24 protein-coding genes and 1 riboswitch are annotated in these 25,225 nt (G+C 45.9%); of the genes, 14 read left to right on the forward strand and 10 right to left on the reverse strand.

Annotated features, from left to right (window positions below):
* Positions 1 to 116: 116 nt before the first annotated feature.
* From OKX56_RS04030 to OKX56_RS04040, 3 genes are all read left to right on the forward strand, one after another.
* Entirely contained in the window at positions 117 to 680 is a 564-nt protein-coding gene (locus OKX56_RS04030; RefSeq protein ID WP_287895699.1) for a transposase, read from the forward strand.
* A gap of 268 nt (positions 681 to 948) precedes the next feature.
* Positions 949 to 1,119 carry a hypothetical protein gene (locus OKX56_RS04035; RefSeq protein ID WP_158208560.1) on the forward strand — a complete coding sequence of 57 codons (171 nt, stop codon included), beginning with the start codon at positions 949 to 951 and terminating at the stop codon, positions 1,117 to 1,119.
* Positions 1,120 to 1,179: 60 nt separating this feature from the next.
* Positions 1,180 to 1,620 carry a hypothetical protein gene (locus OKX56_RS04040; protein WP_287895701.1) on the forward strand — a complete coding sequence of 147 codons (441 nt, stop codon included), beginning with the start codon at positions 1,180 to 1,182 and terminating at the stop codon, positions 1,618 to 1,620.
* Here the strand turns inward: OKX56_RS04040 and OKX56_RS04045 are convergent.
* Complete coding sequence (locus OKX56_RS04045) at positions 1,617 to 3,863, reverse strand: cell wall-binding repeat-containing protein (protein WP_287895703.1); 2,247 nt, start codon at positions 3,861 to 3,863, stop codon at positions 1,617 to 1,619. The two genes, OKX56_RS04040 and OKX56_RS04045, sit on opposite strands and share 4 nt — an antisense overlap.
* 318 nt (positions 3,864 to 4,181) lie before the next feature.
* Here OKX56_RS04045 and OKX56_RS04050 point away from each other — a divergent pair, with 318 nt between their 5' ends.
* The gene (locus OKX56_RS04050; protein WP_287895705.1) at positions 4,182 to 4,436 is read left to right on the forward strand and encodes an IS66 family transposase; all 255 of its coding nucleotides are present in this window, start codon (positions 4,182 to 4,184) and stop codon (positions 4,434 to 4,436) included.
* Positions 4,437 to 4,820: 384 nt separating this feature from the next.
* Positions 4,821 to 4,905: riboswitch (cyclic di-GMP riboswitch) on the forward strand.
* A gap of 13 nt (positions 4,906 to 4,918) precedes the next feature.
* Complete coding sequence (locus OKX56_RS04055; RefSeq protein WP_287895707.1) at positions 4,919 to 6,220, forward strand: DUF5667 domain-containing protein; 1,302 nt, start codon at positions 4,919 to 4,921, stop codon at positions 6,218 to 6,220.
* Positions 6,221 to 6,367: 147 nt separating this feature from the next.
* Here the strand turns inward: OKX56_RS04055 and OKX56_RS04060 are convergent, their stop codons facing one another.
* The 3 genes from OKX56_RS04060 to OKX56_RS04070 all read right to left on the reverse strand — a co-directional run bounded on the left by OKX56_RS04060 (position 6,368) and on the right by OKX56_RS04070 (position 7,829).
* The gene (locus tag OKX56_RS04060) at positions 6,368 to 6,607 is read right to left on the reverse strand and encodes a DUF2922 domain-containing protein (RefSeq protein WP_287895709.1); all 240 of its coding nucleotides are present in this window, start codon (positions 6,605 to 6,607) and stop codon (positions 6,368 to 6,370) included.
* Between the two features lie 38 nt (positions 6,608 to 6,645).
* The gene (locus OKX56_RS04065; RefSeq protein WP_287895710.1) at positions 6,646 to 6,873 is read right to left on the reverse strand and encodes a DUF1659 domain-containing protein; all 228 of its coding nucleotides are present in this window, start codon (positions 6,871 to 6,873) and stop codon (positions 6,646 to 6,648) included.
* A gap of 89 nt (positions 6,874 to 6,962) precedes the next feature.
* On the reverse strand, positions 6,963 to 7,829 hold the full coding sequence (locus tag OKX56_RS04070; RefSeq protein WP_287895757.1) for a DUF3102 domain-containing protein: 867 nt from the start codon (positions 7,827 to 7,829) through the stop codon (positions 6,963 to 6,965).
* Between the two features lie 555 nt (positions 7,830 to 8,384).
* Between OKX56_RS04070 and OKX56_RS04075 the strand changes: the two genes are divergently transcribed.
* The 3 genes from OKX56_RS04075 to OKX56_RS04085 all read left to right on the forward strand — a co-directional run bounded on the left by OKX56_RS04075 (position 8,385) and on the right by OKX56_RS04085 (position 13,639).
* Positions 8,385 to 9,650 (forward strand): efflux RND transporter periplasmic adaptor subunit, encoded by a 1,266-nt coding sequence (locus OKX56_RS04075; protein ID WP_287895711.1) that lies wholly within the window; start codon positions 8,385 to 8,387, stop codon positions 9,648 to 9,650.
* Complete coding sequence (locus OKX56_RS04080) at positions 9,647 to 12,943, forward strand: efflux RND transporter permease subunit (RefSeq protein WP_015044697.1); 3,297 nt, start codon at positions 9,647 to 9,649, stop codon at positions 12,941 to 12,943. Before OKX56_RS04075 ends, OKX56_RS04080 begins: the two co-directional genes overlap by 4 nt.
* Before the next feature lie 99 nt (positions 12,944 to 13,042).
* Positions 13,043 to 13,639 carry a TetR/AcrR family transcriptional regulator gene (locus tag OKX56_RS04085; RefSeq protein WP_015044696.1) on the forward strand — a complete coding sequence of 199 codons (597 nt, stop codon included), beginning with the start codon at positions 13,043 to 13,045 and terminating at the stop codon, positions 13,637 to 13,639.
* A 276-nt stretch (positions 13,640 to 13,915) separates the two neighbouring features.
* On the opposite strand, the gene ytvI is transcribed toward OKX56_RS04085, so the two are convergent.
* Positions 13,916 to 14,980, reverse strand: coding sequence for a sporulation integral membrane protein YtvI (gene ytvI, locus OKX56_RS04090; RefSeq protein WP_015044695.1), 1,065 nt, complete (start codon positions 14,978 to 14,980; stop codon positions 13,916 to 13,918).
* A 266-nt stretch (positions 14,981 to 15,246) separates the two neighbouring features.
* Here ytvI and OKX56_RS04095 point away from each other — a divergent pair, with 266 nt between their 5' ends.
* From OKX56_RS04095 to OKX56_RS04105, 3 genes are all read left to right on the forward strand, one after another.
* Entirely contained in the window at positions 15,247 to 16,872 is a 1,626-nt protein-coding gene (locus OKX56_RS04095) for a S41 family peptidase (protein WP_015044694.1), read from the forward strand.
* Between the two features lie 91 nt (positions 16,873 to 16,963).
* On the forward strand, positions 16,964 to 17,764 hold the full coding sequence (locus OKX56_RS04100) for a cell wall hydrolase (protein ID WP_015044693.1): 801 nt from the start codon (positions 16,964 to 16,966) through the stop codon (positions 17,762 to 17,764).
* Positions 17,765 to 18,028: 264 nt separating this feature from the next.
* A complete protein-coding gene (locus OKX56_RS04105) occupies positions 18,029 to 19,033 on the forward strand; it encodes a hypothetical protein (protein ID WP_015044692.1) in 1,005 nt (334 codons plus the stop codon).
* A 99-nt stretch (positions 19,034 to 19,132) separates the two neighbouring features.
* On the opposite strand, the gene OKX56_RS04110 is transcribed toward OKX56_RS04105, so the two are convergent.
* From OKX56_RS04110 to OKX56_RS04120, 3 genes are read right to left on the reverse strand one after another with little or no spacing between them, the layout of a single operon-like run.
* Positions 19,133 to 19,708 carry a hypothetical protein gene (locus OKX56_RS04110; RefSeq protein WP_242824918.1) on the reverse strand — a complete coding sequence of 192 codons (576 nt, stop codon included), beginning with the start codon at positions 19,706 to 19,708 and terminating at the stop codon, positions 19,133 to 19,135.
* 23 nt (positions 19,709 to 19,731) lie between these two features.
* Complete coding sequence (locus OKX56_RS04115; RefSeq protein WP_015044690.1) at positions 19,732 to 20,346, reverse strand: type 2 periplasmic-binding domain-containing protein; 615 nt, start codon at positions 20,344 to 20,346, stop codon at positions 19,732 to 19,734.
* A gap of 58 nt (positions 20,347 to 20,404) precedes the next feature.
* Positions 20,405 to 20,911, reverse strand: coding sequence for a YlbF/YmcA family competence regulator (locus OKX56_RS04120; protein WP_015044689.1), 507 nt, complete (start codon positions 20,909 to 20,911; stop codon positions 20,405 to 20,407).
* 169 nt (positions 20,912 to 21,080) lie between these two features.
* Here OKX56_RS04120 and OKX56_RS04125 point away from each other — a divergent pair, with 169 nt between their 5' ends.
* Positions 21,081 to 21,836, forward strand: a complete 756-nt coding sequence (locus OKX56_RS04125) for a GDSL-type esterase/lipase family protein (protein WP_015044688.1) — start codon at positions 21,081 to 21,083, stop codon at positions 21,834 to 21,836.
* A 184-nt stretch (positions 21,837 to 22,020) separates the two neighbouring features.
* Here OKX56_RS04125 and OKX56_RS04130 read toward each other — a convergent pair whose 3' ends face one another.
* A complete protein-coding gene (locus tag OKX56_RS04130) occupies positions 22,021 to 22,773 on the reverse strand; it encodes a ZIP family metal transporter (protein ID WP_015044687.1) in 753 nt (250 codons plus the stop codon).
* Positions 22,774 to 22,975: 202 nt separating this feature from the next.
* Between OKX56_RS04130 and spoIIR the strand changes: the two genes are divergently transcribed.
* Positions 22,976 to 23,599, forward strand: coding sequence for a stage II sporulation protein R (gene spoIIR / locus OKX56_RS04135; RefSeq protein WP_015044686.1), 624 nt, complete (start codon positions 22,976 to 22,978; stop codon positions 23,597 to 23,599).
* Between the two features lie 94 nt (positions 23,600 to 23,693).
* Here the strand turns inward: spoIIR and OKX56_RS04140 are convergent, their stop codons facing one another.
* A complete protein-coding gene (locus OKX56_RS04140) occupies positions 23,694 to 24,452 on the reverse strand; it encodes a LytR/AlgR family response regulator transcription factor (protein WP_015044685.1) in 759 nt (252 codons plus the stop codon).
* A 109-nt stretch (positions 24,453 to 24,561) separates the two neighbouring features.
* Here OKX56_RS04140 and OKX56_RS04145 point away from each other — a divergent pair, with 109 nt between their 5' ends.
* Complete coding sequence (locus OKX56_RS04145; RefSeq protein WP_015044684.1) at positions 24,562 to 25,218, forward strand: GerMN domain-containing protein; 657 nt, start codon at positions 24,562 to 24,564, stop codon at positions 25,216 to 25,218.
* Positions 25,219 to 25,225: the final 7 nt, after the last annotated feature.

The following is a 25,225-nucleotide window of genomic DNA, read 5'->3' on the forward strand; positions in this document are numbered from 1 at the left end:
TATGCTCAAGCTAACAACATATCTGATGATGATTTTAGGATAATGGTTAACAATGCTCTTTGCGATCTTCTTGGAGTGGATGAGCCTGATTTAATGTAGCTCACGTCTGAATCTGTTTGACGCTTACGTTACCGCTTCTAAAAGCATACCCCCATCGGTATCGATGGATACAGCCACATACGACATTTGACTTCATTAAACCGAAAGATTCCAAGCTTTATGATTTACATTTTCGTGCCGTTCGCTTCGCTATTGCTGATGGTGTGTATGAAACGGTTTATACAAATCTCAATGCCGAAGATTTTCCGCCGGAGAAAATAAAACAATTCTATAATCTGCGCTGGGGAATTGAGACATCTTTTAAGGAACTTAAATATGCTGTGGGTTTGGCGAGTCTGCACAGCAAAAAGAAGGATTTTATATTGCAAGAGATTTTTGCCAGACTAATTCTATACAATTATTCTTCCATTATCATGCACCACATCAGTATTTCGGAAGATTTGCGAGTAAATTTTCCAGTGGCTTTAAATATATGCCGTCAATTTTTGAGAGAGTTAATTCCAGCGGTCCAAGTTCTTAAACTGATAGGTAAGCACCTTTCCCCAATACGCCCTGGCCGACAATTTCCTAGATATCAAAATCCGATTTCAGCAGTAGGGTTCCAGTACAGAATTATTTGACATGCGTGAAAGGACTTTTAAGATGCTTTTCGGGCATCTGCTTTTGTGTTGCTCAAAATTCAAAAACACCTGCGTTTTCTATGTTATTCCGTGTATACGACAACCCCAGCGGTATCACTTTTCTACTGCTGGGGTTTCTTAATAAGCTTATCTTAATGACATTGCCTTCGTAGTAGACAGTTAAAATAATAAAACTGTTTCTATGAAGGGAGCATATTTTTTATGGGACGGAAAACAAAAGTTCCAATAGAGGAAAAATTGAGAGCAATTGAAGATTATCTTTCTGGCAAAAGTGGGACATCTCAAATCTGTTACGCTTAAAGACCTTGAACAAAAGAAATCTTTAGCGGAGAAACAGCTGATTGTATTGAAAAAGCAATACGTCCTCGGAATGATCACAGGCTTATCTGTAGCGAATGCGACAAATTCTCTTGACTAGCTCAACGCAAATATTAAGAAGCTGACTTATACTAAAACTGCCATGGTATAGCAACTAAACGTGAATCTGGGGCAGGATGCTGATATTGATCTGGCTGTCGGCATAGTACCGGTGATATCAAAACAACAAATTTCCGCTATCAATGTCGATGCGGACTATTTGACTGCAAAAGGCCGGAGCTATGATGTGTTATTGGATTCTAATTCAGATAATTCTAAGAGTAAGTTTAAAATCGACTTCTACCAAACGTATCACACACTTTTAGAAAAACAAAGCGCTTTAGGCTCCGCGCAACAAAAGCTGACAGCGGCGGACAGCAAATTTAAAATTTCCGAGTTAAAATATAAAATGTCCAGTATTTCACTGCTCCAATACGAAGCGGATAAGAGTGAGTATCTGAGTCAGCAAATAGCCGTAGAAATAGCGGAAGAGACGCTTACCCAAGCTTATCGTGCTTATGAATGGGCTAATCTAGGATTAATTGTAAGCGCTGGGTATTAGAAAGGTCCTAACGTGTAGGTATTGGAATAGCCATGATTGGATCCGCCATTAACTACTAGTCGGAAAGTATATGTCTGGCCACTGGCGAGACCCGTTACCGTTGCCGACGTAGAATTTTTGTCCAGCCACGTTGTATTGGAATTGACCCAGGCCGTTCCTCCATCAGTAGATTGCTGGAGGACAACGCTAGACGCATTGGCGGCTGCGCTAAATGTAAAGCAGGCCAGTCCGCTGACAATTGTACCACTGAAATCAGATATTGGGACACCTATAGGGACAAGGGAGAAGGTATTGGAGTCTCCTGCCCGATTCCCTCCCGTTACAACCAGTTTGAATAAGTAGGTCTGACCGTTGATAAGACCTGTAACTACAGCAGAGGTAGAACTGGAACTCAAGACAGACGTCGTCGAGGAGTTCTGCCAGGTTGCGCCGCCATCAATGGATTGTTTTAGACTAATCTGCGTAGCCCCTCCCGGGGGGCTAAAATATAACGTTGCGTCACCGTTACCTGTAACTCCGGAAAGATCATATATGGGGATATTTGCGATTGAAGTATTGTTTTTTCCTTCGGAAAGCCATTGGCCGGAGACATAAGCTACATAACCTTTAGCTACGTTCGCTGTTGTGGTGGTCACATAAATTACGACTTCGTTACTGTTAATGTTAGCTGTACTGATCGTTCCTGTACCGCTTATGGTTTGTGTCGCGTTGGCGTTAAGCGTTTTAATCGTTGTCATTTTTCGCGTTGTCGTCTCCAACTTTGCTGTTATTCCATCGCAGGCAACGTTGACCGTGCCGAAATCTCCTTTTAAAGTCACCTGGTCGCCACGAATCATATTTACTATGGAGAATCCTACCGATGAGGTGTTCTCGTAACCATCAAGAGTGCAATTCGATAAAACTATCGTATTCTGTACTTGGGATTTTCCTTTAAGATGGATGACTGCTTCTTTTCCAGAGGGGACATCGATTACCAGGGTTTTAGACATAAATGTATCGCAGCAAATACCATCCACCGATCCCCCTCCCCGAATGGTCGTTCGGCCTTTGACGGTTACATTTTCTAAGGTTACTGTTCCGTTTCCGATACCTTCACCGAGTAGTAGGTCGCCTTCAATGACCGTATTTCGGACCGTGATATCCGATGCTTCGATTGCCAGACTTCCGGATATTGTCGTTTCCCCTGATGGAGGCCCATAGGTTCCCTTTTGGTTAAAAATGCTCCTTAAAACTTGGTTTTGACTGTGGGTATAGCCATTTAGAACACTGTTAGGAATCGTTTCTTCTCCGCCCAGGGTAAGTAGATGGCTGGAAACGGTCATTTTTTTGAGGATAAAATCTTCGGATGGCCCGATAGGAATTTTACCACAGAGGACAAGGGGAGATGATGTTTGGGCCGCAAGAGCTATCCCTGCAAGTGAGTTCGTTAAGCCTGCTTTGTTTTCCGCGCTAGCGAGATATATTATATTAAAGTCGAGGTCTTTGGAGAATTTATCAAGAACTGCGCGGTTCGTAGCATAGCGGTCGTTGCCTGCCAGTCTGAGGGGAGAAGGGGCTTGATCCTCAATATTTTTGCCGACGACTCCCGTGCCGCCGATAATATAGGTGCGAGTTATTTTATAATTACTCAAGTGCATTTTTACCACCTCAGGCAAGTTATCCGCTGGCGTAAGCAGGATGGAGTACCCTTTAGCGGCGGCCACTGCGGAGATAGACAGTGCATCCGCGAAGTTTACTCCGCTAACTAGTGCGACCTCTTTGGTGCCAAGTCTCTTCGCAATTTCGACAGAAGTCACATATCTGTCCGAACCATAGATCCGGTCAGTGGTTTTTATACCAATTGTTTTCAGGGTTTGCTCTACATCGGCGGAGATTGCCTCGTATCCGCCTACGAGGATCGCCTTGGTTGCTCCTAATCGTTGTATTTCGTTTTGGGTATATCTATTGATAGTATTTTTTTCTGTGAATAGGATGGGGGCATCGTATTTTTTGGCTAAAGGACCTGTACAGAGTGCATCAGCCAACGCGTCTCCTTCGACTAGAACCACATAATCGGATTTTTTCCATCCTTCCTGCGAGATGGCCACAGCTGTTTGGTAGCGATCCGTACCCGCTAGCCGATTTTCATCAGCCCTAGCAATGTTCGGACTAGGCAGAATGATTAGCATCAGAACAAAAAAGCCTATTATAAGAAATGTAGAAAGTACTTTTTTCCTTAGATGTAGATATTCTAGATATTTCACTGCCAAATCTCCTTCATATAATATAGAATTATCGCTATACAAGTTATTATTTCCCATTCTAATCCTTATCACTTTCTAATTCTCTGTGTGTGACAATATTCCTCCAAATAATATGATAGAAAAAGTCATAAAATGTACAAATGTAATTAATCTACTAGGTACTTATTGAAAAAAACGATGGGATAAATAAAACATAAAGTACATAACAGGGGCACCCGAGAGGCACCCGAGGGGACAGGTTCATGATTGATATCATCCTCACAAGTTGATCTAGATTTGACAAACATTATAAGAAAAGAGAGGGGACGTAACCGAAACATGAAGTTACGCCCCCATGGGTATCAAGTTTACCATAGTTTAGACCCTGGGATCACAGTGGTAGGATGCCTAGCTCACATGAAGAGAAAATTTACGGATGCGATTAAGGCCTTAAGCCCGGAGGAGCAAAAGAAGACCGTTTACTTCAAGGGACAGGAGTACTGCGATTACCTGTTCCACATTGAAAAGAAATACAATGATGCTGACCCTGGAGAGCGTCGGATAAATGGCTGTTTCATGATAATCTTGTTATGAAAGAGTAACAGAAAAATGAGACAAATAACGCTGAAATCCACTTTAATCCTCCTTAGAGTTTTTTGAGTAAACTTGAGAAACTCTAATTTAGAGGATTTTCTCACGGATCTAAGAGAGTTTTCATACACATTCTTATTAGACGCTTACAATGATTTTAATATGATTCGGGCCTGCTGGTTTACAGTGAGCTCTTTTTTACGCCACTAGAGTTTACGCTTACTTTTTAATTATTTAACATGCGAATATTTTATATAATTTCAACATAAAGTAAATTTAAAATTAATTTTTATGGGACAAAAGTCTCATTTTTTATACCCCAATGGTCTGGAATAAGTCCGAAAACCTTGATTTTCAAAGTATTCTGGAATATAATGGCCTCAGCCAAAACGATAATGGCAAATCCGTCGAAAGACGGAGACGCAAAGCCACGGGTCTAACACCGAAAGGTTATGACAGCCGGGTTACCGAAAGGGGTAGATAGAATGATCCATAAGAAGATTCTCGTTTCAATTCTTTGTGTCCTGTTAATCATTGCGGTCGCGCCAACCTGTGTATTTGCTGAAACAACCACGGATGGAACCACAGTAACCGAGGATGTTTCAACGAGTACTCCTGATACGACCACAGATCCCGCTACAGATTCAACAACGACTGACCCAACGACAGACACAACAACAGATGCAGTAACAACCGATTCCACAACAATGGATTCGACCGGCCAGGCCTCAGCTGAAGATGAAGCCGGTGTAACGCCGGACAGCTGGCTCTATTCAATCGAACAGATGATTGAAAGTGTTCAGGTTGCTGTAACTTTCTCTGATGAAGGAAAAGCGGAACTGCTCGTTGAGTTTGCCAATGAACGGCTCGCCGAAGCGGAAATCATGTCCGAACAAAACCAGTTGGATTTGATGGAACAGGCTCTGAAAGTGTACTCGGATACGATAAAGAAAGCCAACTTCCAGGTACAGCAGATGATCGAAGACAACGAAGCAGCTGAAGGTACGGATACGACGGCTACAGATTCTGCTGCGGATGATGGGGCCGTCACGACTTCCACAGATGAAACAGTCGCAGAGGACACGGCAGCAACTGACACAGAAGAGAATACGGTGATCAGCAATCTGCTTGCCAGCATTGAGCTTGTTCAAAGCGATGCAGATAAAGTCGTCTTAAAAATCAGCGGCAATCTGACAGAAGATCAGGCTGAGATCATGCAGAATATCATTAAAGCCGAAGTTCAAAACACCATTGCGATCAAAGCTTATGTGGCTGCCAAAAAAGCCTATGGGGATGCAGTGCAGCAATTTGCAGCGGCCAAAGCAGAGTTGGGTGAAGCCCGTGCTTCAGGTGACGAGGCTGCCGTTGCCGCTGCCCTGGAAAAAGTCGAACAGGCTGAACAGTACAAAAACGACATGCAGGAGCTCAGGAAAGATGTTCAGAAGATCAAAGTAGAGACGAACAAAGAAACGAAGGAAGTCTTGAAAGAGCAAACCCAAAACATAAAAGAATATAAGAAGGCCAATAAGGGCCAAGCCGTGAGCGACCAGGAAGATAGCCTGGAAGCAGGGGACGAACAGGATGCAACGGCTGTAGATAATCAGGATGTAACGGATACTGGCGATCAGACTGCCACAGTCGATGGCCAGTCTACTTCGGATGAAACAACAGTGGATGGCACAAGTGATGAAAGTGGTGGAACCGTCGATGCTCAAAGTATTCAGAACACAGTCACGAATACCCCTCCAAATAACGGACATAACGGTAAAGGGCAAGGAAAAAGATAGGACTTTATATTTTCAATAACTGAGAATCATTCAAATTGCATAAAATGCAATGCCTCCCAAAAAGAAAAACAGACAGCTATCAGGCAGATAAAGTGCCAGGGCTGTCTGTTTTTGTGGTCTTCATCTGTTTAGGCCGGTACTGCCCGCTTACGCTTGCGGAGGATCATAAAGGTCATTGGTCGTAGTTTCGATGACCTTTATATCCTTTACCCCTGTAAGGGCACCGTTTGCCGTGAGGAATATCCCGCCTGCTATAAGCGCGTTCATAACGTCCATGGCTTCAGCCAGCTGAATATCCTCTCGCGGTTGGGGAACTGTTAGGGAAAACGTGTTCTCTCCGGTGGTCGCGAAAGTTAATCTTGCTGTTCGGTTGGTGGTCACAGCCAATTGAATCACCTCCTTGACGCCTGAAATTGCCCTCCGCTTTACGCTTCGTTTGTCAATTCATCCGTTCTTCTGAAGTAAACGTCAAGCAGCGTATATTCCGACAGACTGAAGATGGCGTGAGCCGCCTCATAGACAGCTTGATTCGAAGCATTGTAAACAATATTGTTAAGGGTTCGCTGTTTGGTTATCGGAGCATCGGAGGTGCTGACTCCGGTCTGATAAACCAATACCAGAGCGGCGCCGGATGGTGCTGAAACAACGGCCATTCCAATCATCTCCTTTCTCTTTTATTGGACAGCTTACTTGCTGTCTTGTATATACTATGCTTGGCTTGTCCAAAGGTTCCCAAAAAAAATCAGGAACGAACTCTAAGCGGTTTCTTGGGGGGCGGCCACTCTTTAATCGTCTCTGCCATGTATTCAATCAGTCGATTGGCCTCTTTTCTTTTTTCTTCTTTCAGGTTCGGATCGATATGGGCCAGATTGGTGAGCGCTGTCGTCAGATCGAAGAAGGTATCGGCGATTGTTTTGCAGCAAGCGTTGCATTTTTCTACATACTTGATGTGAGCGTCCGGGTCATGTTCGGTTTTAAGGTTGTGGGTAAAAGGGGCTGTTATTGCAGAGGGGGCATCACCGGCAGAGGAGGCATTGTTGGCAGATTGCGCTTCTGCATTGATATTTTCCGGATTCGTTGGCCTTGTTGCAGCCTTAGCGTGCTCCTTTTTTAATTCGGAGATGGTGCTGTCGATCGTCTCCAGCCCTTTTTTAAGTAGCTGATTCTCCTGAAGCACCTGCTCCTTCGCCTGATTGGCCTGATCTCTGTCCTTCAGAGCCTGCTGAAGCTCCTGTTTCGTCATACTGCCGACGTCATTGTGCGTGATGAATTCCTCCCGTTCCTCTGCCGGGAAACCCAGTAAGAGGAGGGCCTGGGTATAAGTCAAATGGGACACTGGTGTCCCATTTGAGCTGTCGGATACTTCAGGGAAGTTAGGCCCGTACTCTTCGTAGAGCTTTATCAGCCTGGAGGCAGTTCGGCGAGAATAGTTCACGGACTCTTCCAGCCACTTAATCCATTCCCCGTGTTTGAGCATGGCCTTGGCTTCCTGCAAATGACGGCCGATTTCAATGGCGCTGGTAAGCAATATTTTCTTAGTTTGGTAGGTTATCATATTTATTTCAGCCGCAATGACAAGCGGTGTGCGTTCGGTAGCCGGATTATCCATACCGCCCATCCGTCCTTTCATTATGAGTCTAATTACAGCATATGTAGATAGGCTTCGGATGGTGAGGGCTTGGTTTTGTGACGTAACAGACAAAAGTAATGGCAATGGCAAAAGATAGCTAAAGATAGCAGGAATAGCTATAGACAATAAACGCAGCGCAATAATAAATAAATCCCACGGGTTTTGAATCCGTGGGATTTTTAATATCAAAATGATTTCACGAAGCACGATAGTCTGAAACTCATCATTGGACATAGCGGCTTCCCTCCAAAACAAAATGGATCCTTTAACAGATATTATGCAATATAAAAAAGAAAAAAACAACCATAAAATTCCAAAAATTTACAAAATAATGTTGCCATTTATGGGAAGAAAATATTTGGTAATATCTAACTTGAACCCATTGACCCAAGGCACAAAGGAAGATAAGATAAGAGAGGTGACGTGCCGACTGACCAGTCGGTCGCGACGGCCACGGCCGCAACCACGACATTCATGAATATGTCCCAAAAAGAATAGACTTAGAAAGATATTGATTTACGGGGGAGTAGAAAAATGAAATTCAAAATGAAACGGTCTGAGCAGGGTGGCAGCCCGGACTTGAAAAAACCGATTGGGAAGAAGAAAATGATCATTACCGTGATTGCAATCCTGCTTGTCCTTCTGGTCGGGGTAAGAATCTACGGTGCGATACAATCTGCTGCTGAAAAGAAGGCGGCAGAACAAAACAGACAGAATTATGTCCCGGTGGAAGCGTTGACCTTACATAAACAGAGCATCTCTTCTGCGATTACCTTAAGCGGCAAAGTTGAAGCGGATAAAGAAGCTTCCGTGGTCGTCGGCACCCCGGCCAAAGTGGCGGCGGTCTATACCAAAGTTGGGGACCGGGTCAGCAAGGGCCAGGTACTTTTCAGCCTTGATAAAACCGATCTGATGTCCAGCTATAACCAGGCTTCAGCGGCCTATCAGCTGGCGCAGGCCGGCTATGAAACCAATATGGCCAATTATGAAAACAGTAAAAAGAATTATGAGAATATGAAACAGCTGTATGAAATCGGCGCGGTCAGCAAGTCGGAGCTTGATCAGGCTGCCGTGGCGGCTTCGGATGCGGTTCTGGAAACGTATAAAGGCCAGCTGGCTCAGGCCAAGGCTGCTTATGACGCGGCGCAGAAAGCCCTGAATGATATGGATGTCAAGGCGCCGATCGACGGTGTCCTTACAGCGCTCGATGTGAAAATTGGGTCGATGGTGATGAGCGCCGTTTCTCCGGCCAGGGTGGTGGATTTGAATAAAGTGTTTGTTACAGTAAGCCTCAGCGAGCAGGAGATCAACAGCGTGCACAGCGGCCAGTCGGTTCAGATTGAAGTGCCTGCGGCTTCAGTGAAAGTCAAAGGGGTTATTGACAGTGTAAGTATTGCAGCCAATGCCCAGGGCAAATACGCGCTCAGAACCTATATCGATAATAAAGACGGAATCATCAAACCCGGCATGTTTGCCAATGTGACCTTAAACATTGCCGGCAAAGATAATGTCTTGGCTGTGCCGACCGATGCGGTGATTTTTCACGGCGGAAAAGACGTCGTGTATGTTGCCAAAGATAATGCTGCAGCCGAGATGGAAGTAACGACAGGACTTGAGAGCGGCACCGAGACGGAGATCGTCGGCGGACTGACGGAAGGGGACATCGTCATTATCAAAGGGCAGAACTTTGTGCAGGATGGTACGGAAATCAAAGTCGTAACTGTTGACGGCAAGCAGGTTGCTCAGGAAACGACGGATACGGCAGCTTCGGCGCAAACAGGGGGAGGCGTTCAGAAGTGAAAATATCTGAAACGTCGGTAAAACGCCCTGTTACAGTCCTGATGCTTGTTTTTATTATCATCATTCTCGGATTTGTGTCCTTCACGCGTATTCCGCTGGACTTGATGCCCGAAATGGAATTGCCTTATGCAATCGTGAGTACATCCTACAATGGAGCAGGCCCTCAGGAGATTGAAAACCTGGTCACGCAGCCAATCGAAAAGGCTGTTTCCACAGCCCAGAATGTCAAAAATATCAGCTCCATCACTTCGGAAGGCAGTTCGCTTGTTATTCTGGAGTTTAATTATGGAGTCGATATGGATCAGGTTGCCCTCGACCTCAGAGAAAAAATTGACCTGATTAAAGATTACTTCCCCGACGGCGTCAGCAGCCCGATGGTCTTGAAACTCAATATGAATTCAACCCCGGTCTTGACGCTTTCTATTTCGTCATCGACGATGAGTCTCTCCGAACTGCAAACCCTGTCGGAAGATACGATCCAACCGAGACTGGAAAGAGCGGAAGGGGTTGCTTCCGTGTCCGTGACCGGCGGAACCAAGGATATTATTGAAATCCGGACAAAAAGTGAGAAATTAGCCGGTTATGGCATTAGCCTCGCTTACCTTCAGGGAATCCTGGCTTCGGAGAATGTCAACCTGCCCGGAGGTACAGTCAAGAAAGGGACCCAGGAGCTGACTGTCAAAACGACCGGGGAATTCATGTCGGTAGCTGAGATCGAGCAGCTGCTTATTCCGCTGCCTACCGGCGGAAATGTTCAGCTGAAAGATTTAGCCGATATCGAATTAAAGCCGGATCAGCAGACAACCATTTCCAAAGCGAACGGCAATCCCGGTGTCAATATTTCGATCCAAAAACGTTCCGACGCCAATACAGTCCAAGTTGCGGAAGCAGCCTATGTAGAGATCGACAAAATCCAGGATGAACTAAAAGATGTCAAGATTACGGTGGTCATGGATAATGCAGCCTATATCAAGGCTTCATTGTATTCGGTCGCGGAGCATGGGGTTATCGGCGCTCTCCTGGCGGTACTGGTCCTGTACATTTTCCTGCGAAATATCCGTTCTACCCTGATTATTGCTTCAGCTATCCCGATTTCCATTATTGCGACGTTTTGTCTATTATATTTTACCGGCATTACGCTGAATCTGATGACGCTGGGCGGATTAATGCTTGGTATTGGCCGTCTGGTTGACGATTCGGTCGTGGTGCTCGAAAATATCTACCGCTTCCGACAGAACGGCTATTCCAGGGTCGAAGCGGCAGTGAAAGGATCTTCGGAAGTAATCATCGCTGTCATGGCTTCCACGCTGACGACGGTCGCAGTCTTTTTACCGATCGTCTTTGTCCAGGGATTAACCTCCACACTATTCCGGCAGTTTGCCTTGACGATCGCGTTTTCGCTCGGAGCATCGCTGGTCGTTTCGATGACGGTTGTCCCGATGCTCGCTTCCAAGCTGCTGAAAGTAGAGCGGAAGAATCAGACTGCTGGTTTTGCTGATGCTGGTAAGACAGGGGAAACGGATAAAGCATATACACAGACCGAAGCGGCTGAAGCATCCGAAACATCCGAAACATCCGAAACAGTGAAAGTAGCCATAACGGATGCAGCGGAAGATGAAGAAAATGGCAGGGGATTCTTCCGTACTCCTGCGTTCCTGGCGAAAGCCCACGATAAATTTGACCAGGGCTATGAAGCGCTGCTCCAGGGGTATAAGAAACTGCTCAGATGGGCCCTGGGCCACAGGAAACGCGTTTTTATCGTTACAACCATTGTCTTTGTCGTTTCCATTGCCTCTGTTGCCGCTGTTGGGACAGAATTCTTCCCGACGACGGATGAAGGCATGCTCTCGATCAGCGTTACGCTTCCTGACGGGGCAAAGGTCGGCGATACCTCGGCGGTCATGCGTGAAATTGAAACGAAGATAGAAGATATTCCCGAGATCGATACCATCTTCCTGGATGCCGGATCATCCGGAACCATGAGCCTGACAGGCGCACAAGGCAACGTTGGTACCTTTACCGTGAAGCTGCTTCCTTTAACGGATCGGAAACGCGGCGTCGTGGAGATCTCCGATGAAATCCGGGACCGGATTAAGGACGTACCCGGGGCCAAAACCAGTGTCGCAGCAACCCAGTCCGTGATGAGTGCCGGTGATCCGATCAGCATCACCATCAAAGGTGAAAATCTGGATCAGCTGAAGAAGATCGGAGACGATTTTGTCACCGTGATTAAAAAAGTCCCGGGAACCCGCGAAGTTAAATCCAGCTATGAAGACGGAATACCGGAAGTTGAAATCAACGTGGACCGTAAGGCGGCCAGCCAGTATGGTCTGAGTGCCGGAACAATCGCCTCTGCGGTAAAAGCATCGATCAGCGGGGCAACCGCGACACAGTTCAAATACAATGGGACCGAAATCGATGTAAAGATCAAAGGGGACGAAACGTTTAACCGGAATCTCCAAGCCCTTGAGCAAATTCCCATTACCACGGGCCTCGGCTATACCGTTACGTTGGGCCAAGTGGCGGATGTTTCCGTCAGCCGCGGTCCTGTCAGCATCAGCAGGGACAACCAGGCGAGGACCCTGACGGTCTCCGGTCAGATCAGCGGCAGGGACGTCGGCAGTGTCTCCAAAGATATTCAGACGGCGCTGGCAGATTACCGGATGCCGAATAATTATACCTATGAAATGGGCGGACAGCAGCAGGAAATGGTCGATGCATTCAGTGACCTGTTCCTTGCGCTCGGACTTGCCGTGGTTCTGGTCTATATGGTCATGGCTTCCCAATTTGAGTCGCTGGTTTATCCGTTTGTCATCATGTTTTCCATCCCGCTTGGATTTGCCGGAGCGTTCTTAGGATTATTCATCACCGGTAAACCATTAAGCGTTATGGGGATTATTGGTATTATCATGCTGGCCGGTATTGTCGTTTCCAATGCGATCGTTCTGGTCGACTATATCAATACACGACGAAGAACGTACAAGGAGGACGTGCATGAGGCAATAATCAATGCAGGACCGATCCGCTTGCGGCCGATCATCATGACGACGCTAACGACTGTTCTAGCCATGCTGCCGCTTTCACTCGGGATCGGGGAAGGCTCGGAGTTTCAGGCGCCGATGGCCATTGTCGTTATCACAGGTCTCCTATTTTCAACCCTGGTTACCCTGGTGCTGATTCCGGTCATGTATTCTTTCACGGATGATCTGTCCAACAAATTCAAACGCAAATTCAGAAAAGACAAAAAGTCTAAACCGGTGATCGCAGTAAACACGGATCAGCATACCCTTTAACTTGTAACAAGGGAAAAAGCTTTACTCAAAAAAAGCTGTAATTAAAAGACGAAGAATTTGATTTTACAGGCATCGGATCGGATAAAGGGGGGAACAACGGTGACCAAGGAACGGAAAAAAACTGAAATCCTCCAGGCAGCCGGCAAAGTATTTTATATCAAAGGCTTTGAAGGAACAAAAGTGGACGATGTCGCCAAAGAAGCCGGGATCGGCAAAGGGACCGTCTATGAATATTTTGATAGCAAGCAACAGCTCTTTGAGGAAATGGCCGTTTATAACTGCGAAGAGCATGGACGCAACATTCAGGACATTTTGGAAAAAGGAGGCTCTTTCAAAGAAAAAATCAGAGTTCTGGCAAAATATCAGGCAGAGTTGGTCAAGGAGCATATGCCGATTGCCAGGATGATGTCCTGTTCCAAGATTATGGTCAGGGAGATGGGAGCGGTCTTTATTGAACAAAATATCCGGGTCGGAGAGATTATCAAAAAGCAAGTCGTGCAGGCCATGGATCAAGGGGAAGTCAGGGCTGATATCGATCCGGAATTTGCTTCGGCGGCAATCATGGGCATAATCATGCAGTATTGCGGCAAAAAAGTGATATTTGCTGAGGCCATGCCTGAGGAAGCGGACTATGACAAAATCGTTCAGATCCTGATGTCGGGAATTGGAATAAAGCCGGATGATAACAGAAGATAGTGAGCAGATCATAAAGAATCAATAAAAAACAGGTACGTTTCCGATGGGCTGAAGGTGCTCTCTGCGGGACGTACCTGTTTTTTATTATATAGAATGTTGACTAGTACCATGTAACCCTAAATCTTGTATATCCTGGCGGCGGATTTCTTTTCATACTGCGTTGTCGTCAATCGCCATACACTCGGTATGGCTCAATCCTCCGCCTTGTCTTAAAAGAAATCTGCTCACCATTATATTACAATTTTAGGGGTTACAAGGTACTAGAATATAGCTTAGTTATATCTTGAAATTCAGTTTGATGACGCCGACCTTGACAAGGGCTCTATAGAAAATACAGGCCAGCGGGAACAGGAATACGCCGAGGACCCCCATCACTTTGAAACCAATCCAGATACTGATCAGAGTCGTCAGAGCGCTTAAACCGATGCGCTCGCCCAGTATCTTGGGTTCAATCACTCTCCGTACGACAATGATAATGATATACAGAATGGCCAGACCTGCGGCCAAGAACAGCTGATCCTGGAAAAGCGAGACAACAGCCCAGGGCATTAGCACGGATCCGGTACCGAGGATCGGCAGGATATCTACGATTACGATCAACAATGAAATGACTGCCACGTATTTTACATGGAGGATAGCGAGACCGGCAAAAGCAATAATATAGGTGATTGTGCTCAAAATGACCTGCGCTTTAAAAAACCCTAATGTAGCATTGCGCAAATCACTTAAGACGTAAGCGACTTTCAGCTTGGAGGAATCTTTGAAGAAGGAGTAGAAGAAACGGTGGATATTGCTTAACTGGAATGTGAACAGGAAAACGGATACCAGGTAGATAATCGACAGGAAGAACATGTTCGGTATCGCCGTGGAGATACTAAGTGTTGAGGAACCGATCGCGGATACCAGGTTGATGTTAGCCAGGTCATTGATCCATTTCATGATCATATCGTTTATTTCGGGAGGCAGCAATCCGATCGTTTCCTGGATACGCCCCGTAACGTTCAAAAACCAAACCTGAATTGCCGGGCCGTTCGATTGAATAAAGTCAAGCAGGTCCAAAAATTGAACATAGAGCTTACTGATGATCAAGTAGAGGAAAATAACAATACTGGCAAGAAAAAACAGGTAGGTCACAGACACGGAGAGTGTCTTGCTTTTAAATCTGGAGACCTTGCTCAACCATGCTGCTGCAGGTTCCAGAAAAAGGGCCGTGAAGTAAGCAAGGACAAATGGCATAAAATGCGGAAGAATCTTATAAAGGCCATATGGAATGACGAGGGTTGCAACAATGATTAATACGGCGATAAATACTTTTTTGGAGTAATCAAGAAGATTTGACATTGTCCGAACCTTTCTTATCAGCGATGATCAGAAAAATATGTTTTTAAAATAGTCCTGTTTAGATAATATTATCGGAAAAGCCTTGAATATGCAATCAAAGTCTGGGAAGCACATGACAAATAATCCTGAAACGGAAAGGGGAATGCCCGTTTTCGTCGAATTACTGCTCAGATAAAAAATTTGAACGAAACTTAAACGAAGCCTGAACATGCAAGATCATTGAATTTAGGCCGGACCTGCAAATCATACAGGAGGGAAAAAAGAACGTGAAATTTGGTAAAAGTCTAAGGTTTTTGATGACAGTGCTTCTGGTATTCTGTCTGGGTTTGGGACTTCCGCTGCAGGCTTATGGCGCGGAAAACGATGCCCTGGATGAAGTCAGAACAATTTTGCAGGAGCAATATGTCGATGTTGTTCCGGATGAGATACTGAACGCGCCGACGGTCGAAAAAATGCTTCAAGGGTTGGGTGATAAATACACCGAGTATCTGACCGCAGCCGAATATGATGACATGATCAATTCACTGAATATGTCCTTTTCCGGAATCGGGATAGAACTGGAAATGGTACAGCAGGGGGTCAAGGTTACCCGGATCATTACTGGTTATGGGGCTGATAAGGCAGGAATCAAACAAGGGGACATTATCCTCGAAGCAGATGGCTATTCCCTGGCGGGAAAGACCTCGGAATATTGCGCTGGCAAACTTCGGGGGACGGAGGGAACCAAGGTTCAGGTAAAAGTCAAAAGAAACGCTCAAATCCAGAGCTTCACTGTCGTACGGATGAAGATTGTGATGCCGCTGGCTGAAGGCCGGGTGCTGGAAGGGCATATTGGCTATATCGCAGTTAATTCCTTTGGCGAGGATGTTGCAACCCAGTTCGGCAAGCAGGCCCTGGCCCTGCAGGAAAAAGGCGTAGACTGCTGGATTATTGACCTGCGTAATAACTCCGGAGGGTATACGAAAGCGGCAATGGAGCTGTTGGGTTATTTTATCGGGGATAAAAGCGCGTATATCATGAAAGCAAGGGGAAACCTGGGTATTGTCGATACAGCCGTCAAGCAGGCTTTCACGATGGAAGGGCCGATTGTCTTGTTGATCAATGGGTACACGGCAAGCGCTTCTGAGATTACATCGGCCGCGCTGAAGGACTATGGCAAGGCGACCGTCATCGGGGAAACGACCTACGGTTCAGGCCGGGTTAAGGCTTTGATCCCATTAAGCAACGGAGACTATTTGAAAATGTCCGTTTACAGGTTTTTCTCTCCGTACTATAACCCGATTGATGAGATTGGAATCAAGCCTCATCTGGATTTGACCGGCGTCAATGAGCTGAATACGGCTGTTTTGATGCTTAAAAACTATAAGTCTGAAGATAAATCACAAGATAAATCAGGGTATATCCAGCTGGAGGCGGGCCCTTATCTTTATCCGCTTTCGGTAAAAGAGCTTCGTCAAACTGAAAATTGGGTACTTGGCAAGAAAATCCTGGATTCAGCTTATGTAACCACAACACTTAAACTCGGAGGCCCCAACGGTTGGGAGCCATTTCCTGAAGAGGTTCTCCAGGACCGCTGGCAGATCTACTACCCGGGATATGAAGAGTCCGGAGATCTTAAAAATATCCCGCTCGGCAAGGTGTTCAACGTGAGCTTTAACCGGGAAATGGATTGGAATTCCGTAACGGCAGACAGTATTGAACTGATCAATACTGCTACAGGAGAAAGAGTCAAGTGCGCATACGTGTTTGTCGATCAGCAGCGTATGACTGTGAAACCGGAAATGAAACTTCAAGCCAATACTGGGTATTGGCTGGTGATACATCCTACAATCAAGGATGCTAAAGGTCAGGCAATTACCGGGGGTGTAGCGTCAGCCACAACGGCGAAATAACTTTTCTTTGTGATTCTTATAACAAACAACGTATAAAAATCACCTTTTATGGGAAAGAATAGAAATAGATTAATCCCAAGAGGTGATTTTTTTGGAAGACCGACGATGCCGGAAAGGTTTGGCAGTGATGCTGACCACGGCGATTATCCTGACTGCTACTGCCCAGACAGTATATGCTGTACCTGAAAAATCAAGAGAATTGCTCTATTCCCGGGTATTGGAAATCCAACAGACTGTCCTTGAGAATGTCATGTCAGATGCCAGAGACATTATTCTGACGAAAGCAAATGAGAATCGTATATTCCGGATTCTTTTGGACAAATTCTCCGGACAGCCGGAAAATCAGATTTCCTTTGTGATCGAACAGCTGCCTTTGGAAAATAAAGTTGTTACCGCAAACATAGAATCAGATACGGTGATTGAGACGGCTAAACTGGCCGAATCGACTGATTCAGCAGATTTGATTAATTCGGTGGATTCAGCCCGGGAGCCTGAAAGGGTTACTTCGGATATTTCCCGCAGCAGTCAAATTGTTTATGACCAGGAAGATGTGATACTTTTAGCAAAAATCATTTATGCGGAAGCCCGTGGAGAAAGCTTTGAAGGTCAGGTTGCCGTAGGGGCAGTGGTTCTGAACAGGGTGGAAAGCCCGAAGTTCCCGGATACGATCCGGGAGGTCATTTACCAGCCGGGACAGTTTTCTGCAGTCCTTGACAGGCAGATTGAACTGACACCGGGAGATGAGGCCTATCAGGCTGCGCTGGAAGCGCTTGAGGGGCAGGATCCAAGCGAGGGCGCTCTCTTCTATTACAATCCGCGGACAGCGACCGACAGTTGGATCAAAACCCGCAGTGTGGTAAGAAACATCGGAAACCATAATTTCTGCGTCTAACACAGGAAGATATATGGTTAATAAGATCAAATAAGGGTATATGGCTATAAAGCTATAAGACTTAGGGTTCTTTCCTCAAAGGAAGGCAGCTGAAACGAATCAAAAGATTTGTCTGCAGCTGCCTTCTGTCGTGAAGAACGCTTAACAAAATAGTTTTATATAAAAAGTTAAGTAAGCTTCACGGTGTCACAGCTGCAGCCTGCTTTTCATATTATGACATAGCACAACACAGCGCAATTTGTAAACATACGAGGAGGTTAAAAGATGTTCGGACATAACAAAGGGTTAGGAATCTTTCCCCAGGGTATTGGGGGTATGCCCGGAGAATCGATGGGTATGACGCCGAGACAGCTCAATTTAGTCGCTTCGGAAGGCTTCAGCGGAAACGGAATGGCGACGATCGGAATGGATAACAATTTTTCGGTCATTGCGCACCTACCGCCCGCCCATACATTTAGTCCTTATGCTCCGGCAGTTTATGCGGCTTATCTGGTTGACGGCAAGGGAAAAAACGGATTTTATGCAGGAACGCTAAGACCGACCGGCAATGGAATGTATCAGGCCAATTTTAGGAGTCCTGTGCCACTCGTACATTATGACAAAGTTGTCATTTCACTGGAGAGCCCGCAGTCCATCATGCAGTCCCCGCAGGGTCCTATTGTCATGAAAGTCAAGGAAGGCTTTTTCCCGGGGCTGGGACCGGTCAAGAAAGCCGGCAGCAATATGTGGGGAAAGGTGAGAGGCTTTGTCGGCAGCAGGTTTGGCAGCAAAGATGAAATCAGCCAGAATCAGCCTGCTCCCGGGCAAAATTCCGGGCAGGTCCCTGCCCAGCGGCCAGTTCAGCAGTATCCCCAGCAGCCCCAACAGTCCCAGATTCCGCAATATTCACAGCAGCCTCAAAATCAGCAGTATCCCAATTATTCGCAGAGCCCTCAGTATCTTCGGAACTCACAGCAGCAGTATCCTCAGTATGCCGCCCAGCAACGTACTTATCCGCAGCAGGGTTATCCACAATGGGGAACGCAGATGCAGCCAAACAGGCAAAGATATGACCGACCGTATATGCCTCAGGGCGGATATCAACAGGGACCGGTTTATGGGCAGAATCCTGCTTCACAAGTTTCAGCTATGCAAAATCCGATGATGCAAACTCCAGCGTCTCCGGCGCCGGTTCAACCTCTGGAATTTCAGCCGGCTGCTCAAGTCATAGAACAACCCAAGAATCAGACGATACAGCAAGTATCGGCCGACGAGCCGAAGGAATCATAACGGGCAGCAAAGTTCATCTTTGCCGGAGTCCGAAAAAATAAATATTAATAATACCTGATAAGACGCACGTGGCCGTAAAGGTCAGGTGCGTTTTAATGATTAATTACCGTTTGCCGTATTCGCCGTGTCCGTCCTGCCAAAAATGGTCAGCAGGCCATAGAGAATAAGGCAAGCCAGCGGTACCACGTATCCCGGAACACTGTCGATGGATTTGAGTTTAAAAGCATATAAGGTGGAAGCACGGCTTTGCACAGGCGTAAAAGGGACACTAAAAGAAACATTGATTGTCATTCCTTCCTTCGGGATCAGCGGAGTCTGAGTCATCTTGAGACGAAGTATTCTGTCCTCCCTTAAAGCACTGATGTCCGGCAGGGACTGACCGTATTCTCCCGGAAAGAATATTCGGGCTGAAACCGGAACAGCGGACCATTTATAAAATAGGGCCGTTGCAAGTTCCAGACCAATAATAATAAAATACCCATGCGGAATCATGATTTTGGTCAGCGGGATGATCAGGGTGCCGACTGGACTGTTGTTACTTGGATGGAGTGCGTTGGAGATCAGGAGGGAGATATAAAAAGGGACCGCTGCCTCTATTATTTTTTCCCCAGTCAAAGATTCGGCAGGAGAGGTGTTCTGATAAATTTGACTGCGGTGATGGAATACGGCAGACATTTTTTGCATTGGCCCCCTTTTAATTATTCAGTATTGCCCGGATCATTTTTGTATTTGGGGTAGAACAGGAAGTAAATAAATAAGATAAGCAAGGGGATAATCGTTTTCGGGAGTTTCTTAATTTCAAATATTTCAATGCCATAAATTAATACAAATTTGGTGCCGGTACTTTGAGGCACTCCGGAGTAAGGTGTAATCAAAGCCAAATTAAACGCCAAACCTTTCGGTTCCAACGGAGTTTCGGGTTCCTGCTGATTTCCTGTGTCATTACCACCTGCTCCGGCATCATTTGACTGGGGAGATAAGGGCAGGCCATTAAGGAATAGCCTGATATCCGGATAAGCCTGCTGATATTGACTGAGAGCAGGAATACCCGAGAAAGCAGAAGACCACTTTGCCAGCAGAGAAGTTGCGAGTCCAAGCGCAATAACTGTCAGGTAACTGAGGGGGATGTTTAATATTTTCAGCGGTATCAGCAACGCTCCGGCGGGGCTGTAGCTATTTTGCGGAAACAAACTGTCAGTCAGAAAAAGGGCCAACGTTAAAGGGATAGGTGTTAAGGGCGGGAACATTTCTGCAGAGGAAGAACTTCCAAAGTATTGATTATTCAGATATTGGTTGCTGTTCAAAAACGTCATTAAAAAAATCTCCTATCCCTTATAATAAGAAAAGACAAACGGCAGAATAAGACGTGGTTTATTTGCTCTTGGGATTTAACCGGCTTAGCAGTTCGGAGACATTGAGCCCTTCAGGGATTCGAAAGCCTTCCGGGATCGTCATGGCAGGGCCGTTTTTGTCGCCTCCGATCGTATCCAGAAGCTGCTGGGCAAGATTTTGGATTTCTTTGGGGAAAGGCAGCTGTTCGGCACTGGGCATACCGTAAATTGTGGTTGTGATCGTCAGGTTCACAGTTGCCATTATTTTCTCCAGATCCTGCTGGATGGAGAAGAAGCTTCGGATGGAAGGATATAGTTTGATCAGGCGCATTTTTAAGTCGATGAGCGCTAAGGTATCCTTTTCGGATACCACTTTACTGAACATTTGAGCGGTCAGGATTTGGCGTTCTTTATCCTGATATGCCGCAAAAGCTTTGGCAGCTTCAGGGTCGTTTTGGATTTCGGCTTCTGCTTCTTTCAGCCTTTGTACTTCCGGTGTTTGCAGAAGCGCTTCGCCGAGTTCGCGTGCTTTAACAATGTATTCCATATGAATTAGGCACCTCCTTATGTATCAGGTTATGCAGTTTAAAATGCCGGAGTGCCTTAAAATGCTAAACAAACTGTAATCAATAGGAAACGAAGAACGAAAAAAGTTTTATTCGGGAAGGATTTAAGGGAAATATGTAGAAAAATATTGCGATGAGGAGGAATGAACATTGCGCACTTACCGTTTGGAAATTAGGGTTATTCAGCTTTCCGTATTGATGGCTGTTATTGTATTGGTCTTTGGGTATGTAAATGTTTGGAACGGAGGAACACCGGAACAGTCCGCCAGCGGCAGCTCGACAGTCCAGAACGGCGGAGCAAGCACTGAGGGCGGTGCAGAAAATGAAGCCGGCAATACCGACGGTGATGCTGTTTTGAATGGCAGCGGTACGACTGTCAATACCAAAATGGTGTGTCTGGGTGATTCATTTACGTACGGTTACCCGGGTGAACCAAGTAATTCCTGGCCGCAGCATCTTGCGGATGTCCTGAAAGTGGAAGTGGTAAATTCCGGTCAGACTTATCAGAATGCATCCAGCCTGCTGGATCGCTTTGAAGAGGATGTAATTGCTGAGAAACCGGGCACAGTTATTATTTTTGCCGGCGTTGGAGATGCCATCCGCGGCACACCACTGGAAGAATACCAAAACAATATCAAAGCCATAGTCGAAAAAGCTATAGCCAATCAAATCAAGCCTGTCCTGGTGCTGCCGATTCCTTTCCCTGACACGGATGAGCTCTATAAACAATACAGGGAATGGGAAACTGCTTATGCACAGGAACAAAAGATTACAACACTTGATTTTAAAGGGGTGCTGTTTGGCGATGGGGACGAGATCCTCAGAAAATATTCCGATGACGGGAGATATCCGAATAAGGACGGCTATCAGGCCATGGGCGATTATGCCGCCACAGTCCTGCAGTAATAATTTAACGTATTAACAAAGAGTCAGAGACAGCCTTCGGGCTGTCTTTTTGACGTCGCGGATGGACTAATGCCGAACAAAGATCCTGTGAATAGCGAATTGCTATGTCTATACCTTCATACCGTGCATGCGTAGGATAGAGTTGGAGCTCCACTTATACCATGGATGGCAAGGAGCGGCGGTATTAATGCGGTAAGAAGACGGAGATAAATCCGAAGAAAATAAATCCGCCCAGTCCTCCAAGAAAGGCCCAGACCGGGTGGTTTTCGCGGGACAGCGGCCATAATTCGGCCAGAACCAGAAACACCATCGCCCCAGCGGCCAGGGCCACAAAAAAACAGAGCGAGGTATGGACAAGCTCCATGGCCACCCTGCCGAGCAAGGCACCCAGCGGAGTAAATATTGCAATCAGGAGAGTCAGCGCCAGAATCTTCGGTTTTCTGATCCCGGCCATTACCAGAGGTGTAGCAGTGGCCATTCCTTCAGGCAGGTTATGCAGAGCAATACCAAGGGCGATGAATGTACCCAATTGACCGGCGGATTCGTGCCCCGCAGCAATGGCCATTCCTTCAGGTATATCATGAAGCGCTATGCCTGAGGCAATCAGGATGCCCATCCGTTTCAAACGGCTGTATCTATGATTGGGAAGCTGACGGTTTCTTGCTTTGAGCAGTCTGTCGGCAGAAGACATCAGTATCATACCGGACAAAATCCCGCCCAGGAGCAGTCCCGGCTGTTTGAAGGATGCAGCCAGCGGCAAAAGATCAAAGGCCACCACAGCAAACATGACGCCCCCTGCTGCGGACAGTAGAACGGCCAGAATCCAATCCGGAGGGTCTCCCAGGAAAAGCACAATCAGGCAGCCGGCTGTTGTGGCCAGTCCGGCAATTGTGCTAATGTACAACAAATACAGTGGAGACTGGAAGTCCAGGAGCATTTTTCCACCCGATTCCTTCGGCAGATTGTCAGCAAATTTGACAGGGCCTTATGAATCTTATTTTCAGACTTCAATAAATATTCGCACTGCCTAAAAAACTTCTGAGACGCACTGAATAGAAAACTTCTTTGTTGGAAATAATTGACATAGAAAGAAGTATTTTGTATATATGAATTTCAAGGTACTGAGAGAGGGAAATTAAATGTTAATATTTGTGAATAAAAGCATAATAAAGTTAATTGTCTGCCTGATCTTGTGTTTTAGTTTCTTGGTGATCAATCCCTGCGGCCAGTCAGCAAACAGTGCGGAAACCGAAGCGTATGACAGTACAAGTCTCATTCGCTTTCATGTTATCGCGAATTCGGACAGTGAACAGGATCAGCTGCTGAAATATGCGGTAAGGGATGAAGTTTTGAAGGCTGCTTCCCCGAACCTGGCTGAATCACAATCTCTGGCCGAATCCAGAGAAATCCTTCTGAGCATGGAAGGCCAGTTACTGGAGATTTCCAGGAGCGTAGTCAAAGAGTGGGGGAAAACCTATCCGGTGACCCTTGATTATGGTGTATTTGCTTTCCCAACAAAATCTTATGGTAATATTGTACTCCCGGCGGGAGACTACGAAGCGGTTGAGATCAAGATAGGAAATGCTGAAGGGGCTAATTGGTGGTGTGTCTTGTTCCCGCCTTTATGCTTTGTTAATGTTGAGGAATCCACATCACTTCCTGTTGACGGCAAGCCTGCTGTGCCGTTGAATACAGCGGCCAAACAAAAAAAGCCGACCTATCAGGGGAAAGAAATCGGCTTTTATCTGGAGCGTTTTTTCTAGTACTTTATTAACCGTATAATGATCATATAGTGGCAAGCAATTTTCCACAATAAAGCGTTGCCGTCAATATATGAAGATTAGGGTTAACATGGTACTATATCCCAAGGATCTCTTTGAGTCGGCGGGCCTGAGTGCGGCTGACTGGGACTTCACTTTTGTCCTTGTCCTGCACGATCACAGTATACGTACCATTAAAATAAGGGACAAGCTCCCTCATTTTTTTTATATTGACCAGATAGCAGCGGTGGGTTCTGAAAAAAGTTTTTGGATCGAGTCTGGATTCCAAATCCCGCAGCGTATAACGAGTCAGGTAGAAGTCAGCTTCTGTTTTGACGTAAACATTGTCCTTATCTGTGGAAATATATATAATTTCTTCCGGCCGGATCAGGATGGTTTTCCCGTTATATTCAGCGGCAATCACTTCCAGGGGTTTGAATTCAGGGATATCCTCCTTGACCGGTTCAGTTTTAGGTTGACCTGGAGCAGGCGTTTTACGCTTTCTTACCGTATTTAAGGCTTCTTCAAGCCGCTTCGGATGAATCGGCTTAAGAAGATAATCGTAAGCATGAACACTGAACGCATCAAAAGCAAATTCTTCATGGGCAGTCGTAAAAATTACCGCCGGTTGTTTCGGGCTCTGGGAAAGCTTTCTGGCAAGTTCAATGCCGTTTAAGCCGGGCATATTGATATCGAGAAAAATAACGGAATAGTCGACACTGTCAATTAGTTCCATGGCTTCAAGCGCGTTTTCTGCTTCCCCAACAATTAGCACGTCTTCAAATGATTTCAAGAGATAACGCAGTTCTTTACGGGCCGGGGATTCATCATCAACCAACAAGGCTCTTATTTTCATATTTTTTGACCTCCCTGAATTCTATTTCTTTAGGACAAAGCATATTATCTTTTTAGAAATTTCTTTTTAGCGGACATTTTTATTATTATTTTAGAAAGGAGAACTTCCTATGAGAAAAATACGGCTGCTGCTGACTTTCATTCTGCTGATCGCAGTCATTACACTTCTGGTCGGCTGCAATATCCTGAATGATCTGATCAAGGAAGGCGGAGGTAATGCTCCTTTAAGCAAACTTCTGGATAAGACTGCTCAGGAAGACACGGTTGAAGTGACTACACAATCTCAGCAGACGGAACAAACTGTAAAACTTTATTTCGCAGATGCTGACGGAAAAGTCTTAATCGAAGAGAATCGAACAATTCCCAAGACACTGAGCCTGGCTCGCGAAACAGTAAGCCAATGGCTGCTGGGGCCGGCCGGAAAATCAAGCGCTTATCCGATGGTAAACCCGCAGACGGTGTTATTGGACATTGGAATCAAAAACGGCATTGCCACAGTAGATCTTAGCAAGGAATTCCTTGAGCCTTACAGCAATGTCGCGGCCGAAACTGCTCTTTATGGTTTAGTCAACACCTTGACTCAGTTTCAAACTGCCCAAATCGTGAAGATCCGGGTCGAGGGGCAGGACATTAAAACCTATCGCGGAATCGGTCTGGAGAACTTAAGGTACCGTAATGATTTGATCGGCTACGCCTCAGGAACCGTGCAGGATGATGAAGTAACTGCTAAAGTATCCCCAAGCGGAATCAATCTTTTCGAACAATAACTTCAAT

Origin of the sequence: Dehalobacter sp., from assembly GCF_030063005.1 — a bacterium.
Taxonomy (GTDB): Bacteria; Bacillota; Desulfitobacteriia; order Desulfitobacteriales; family Syntrophobotulaceae; genus Dehalobacter; species Dehalobacter restrictus.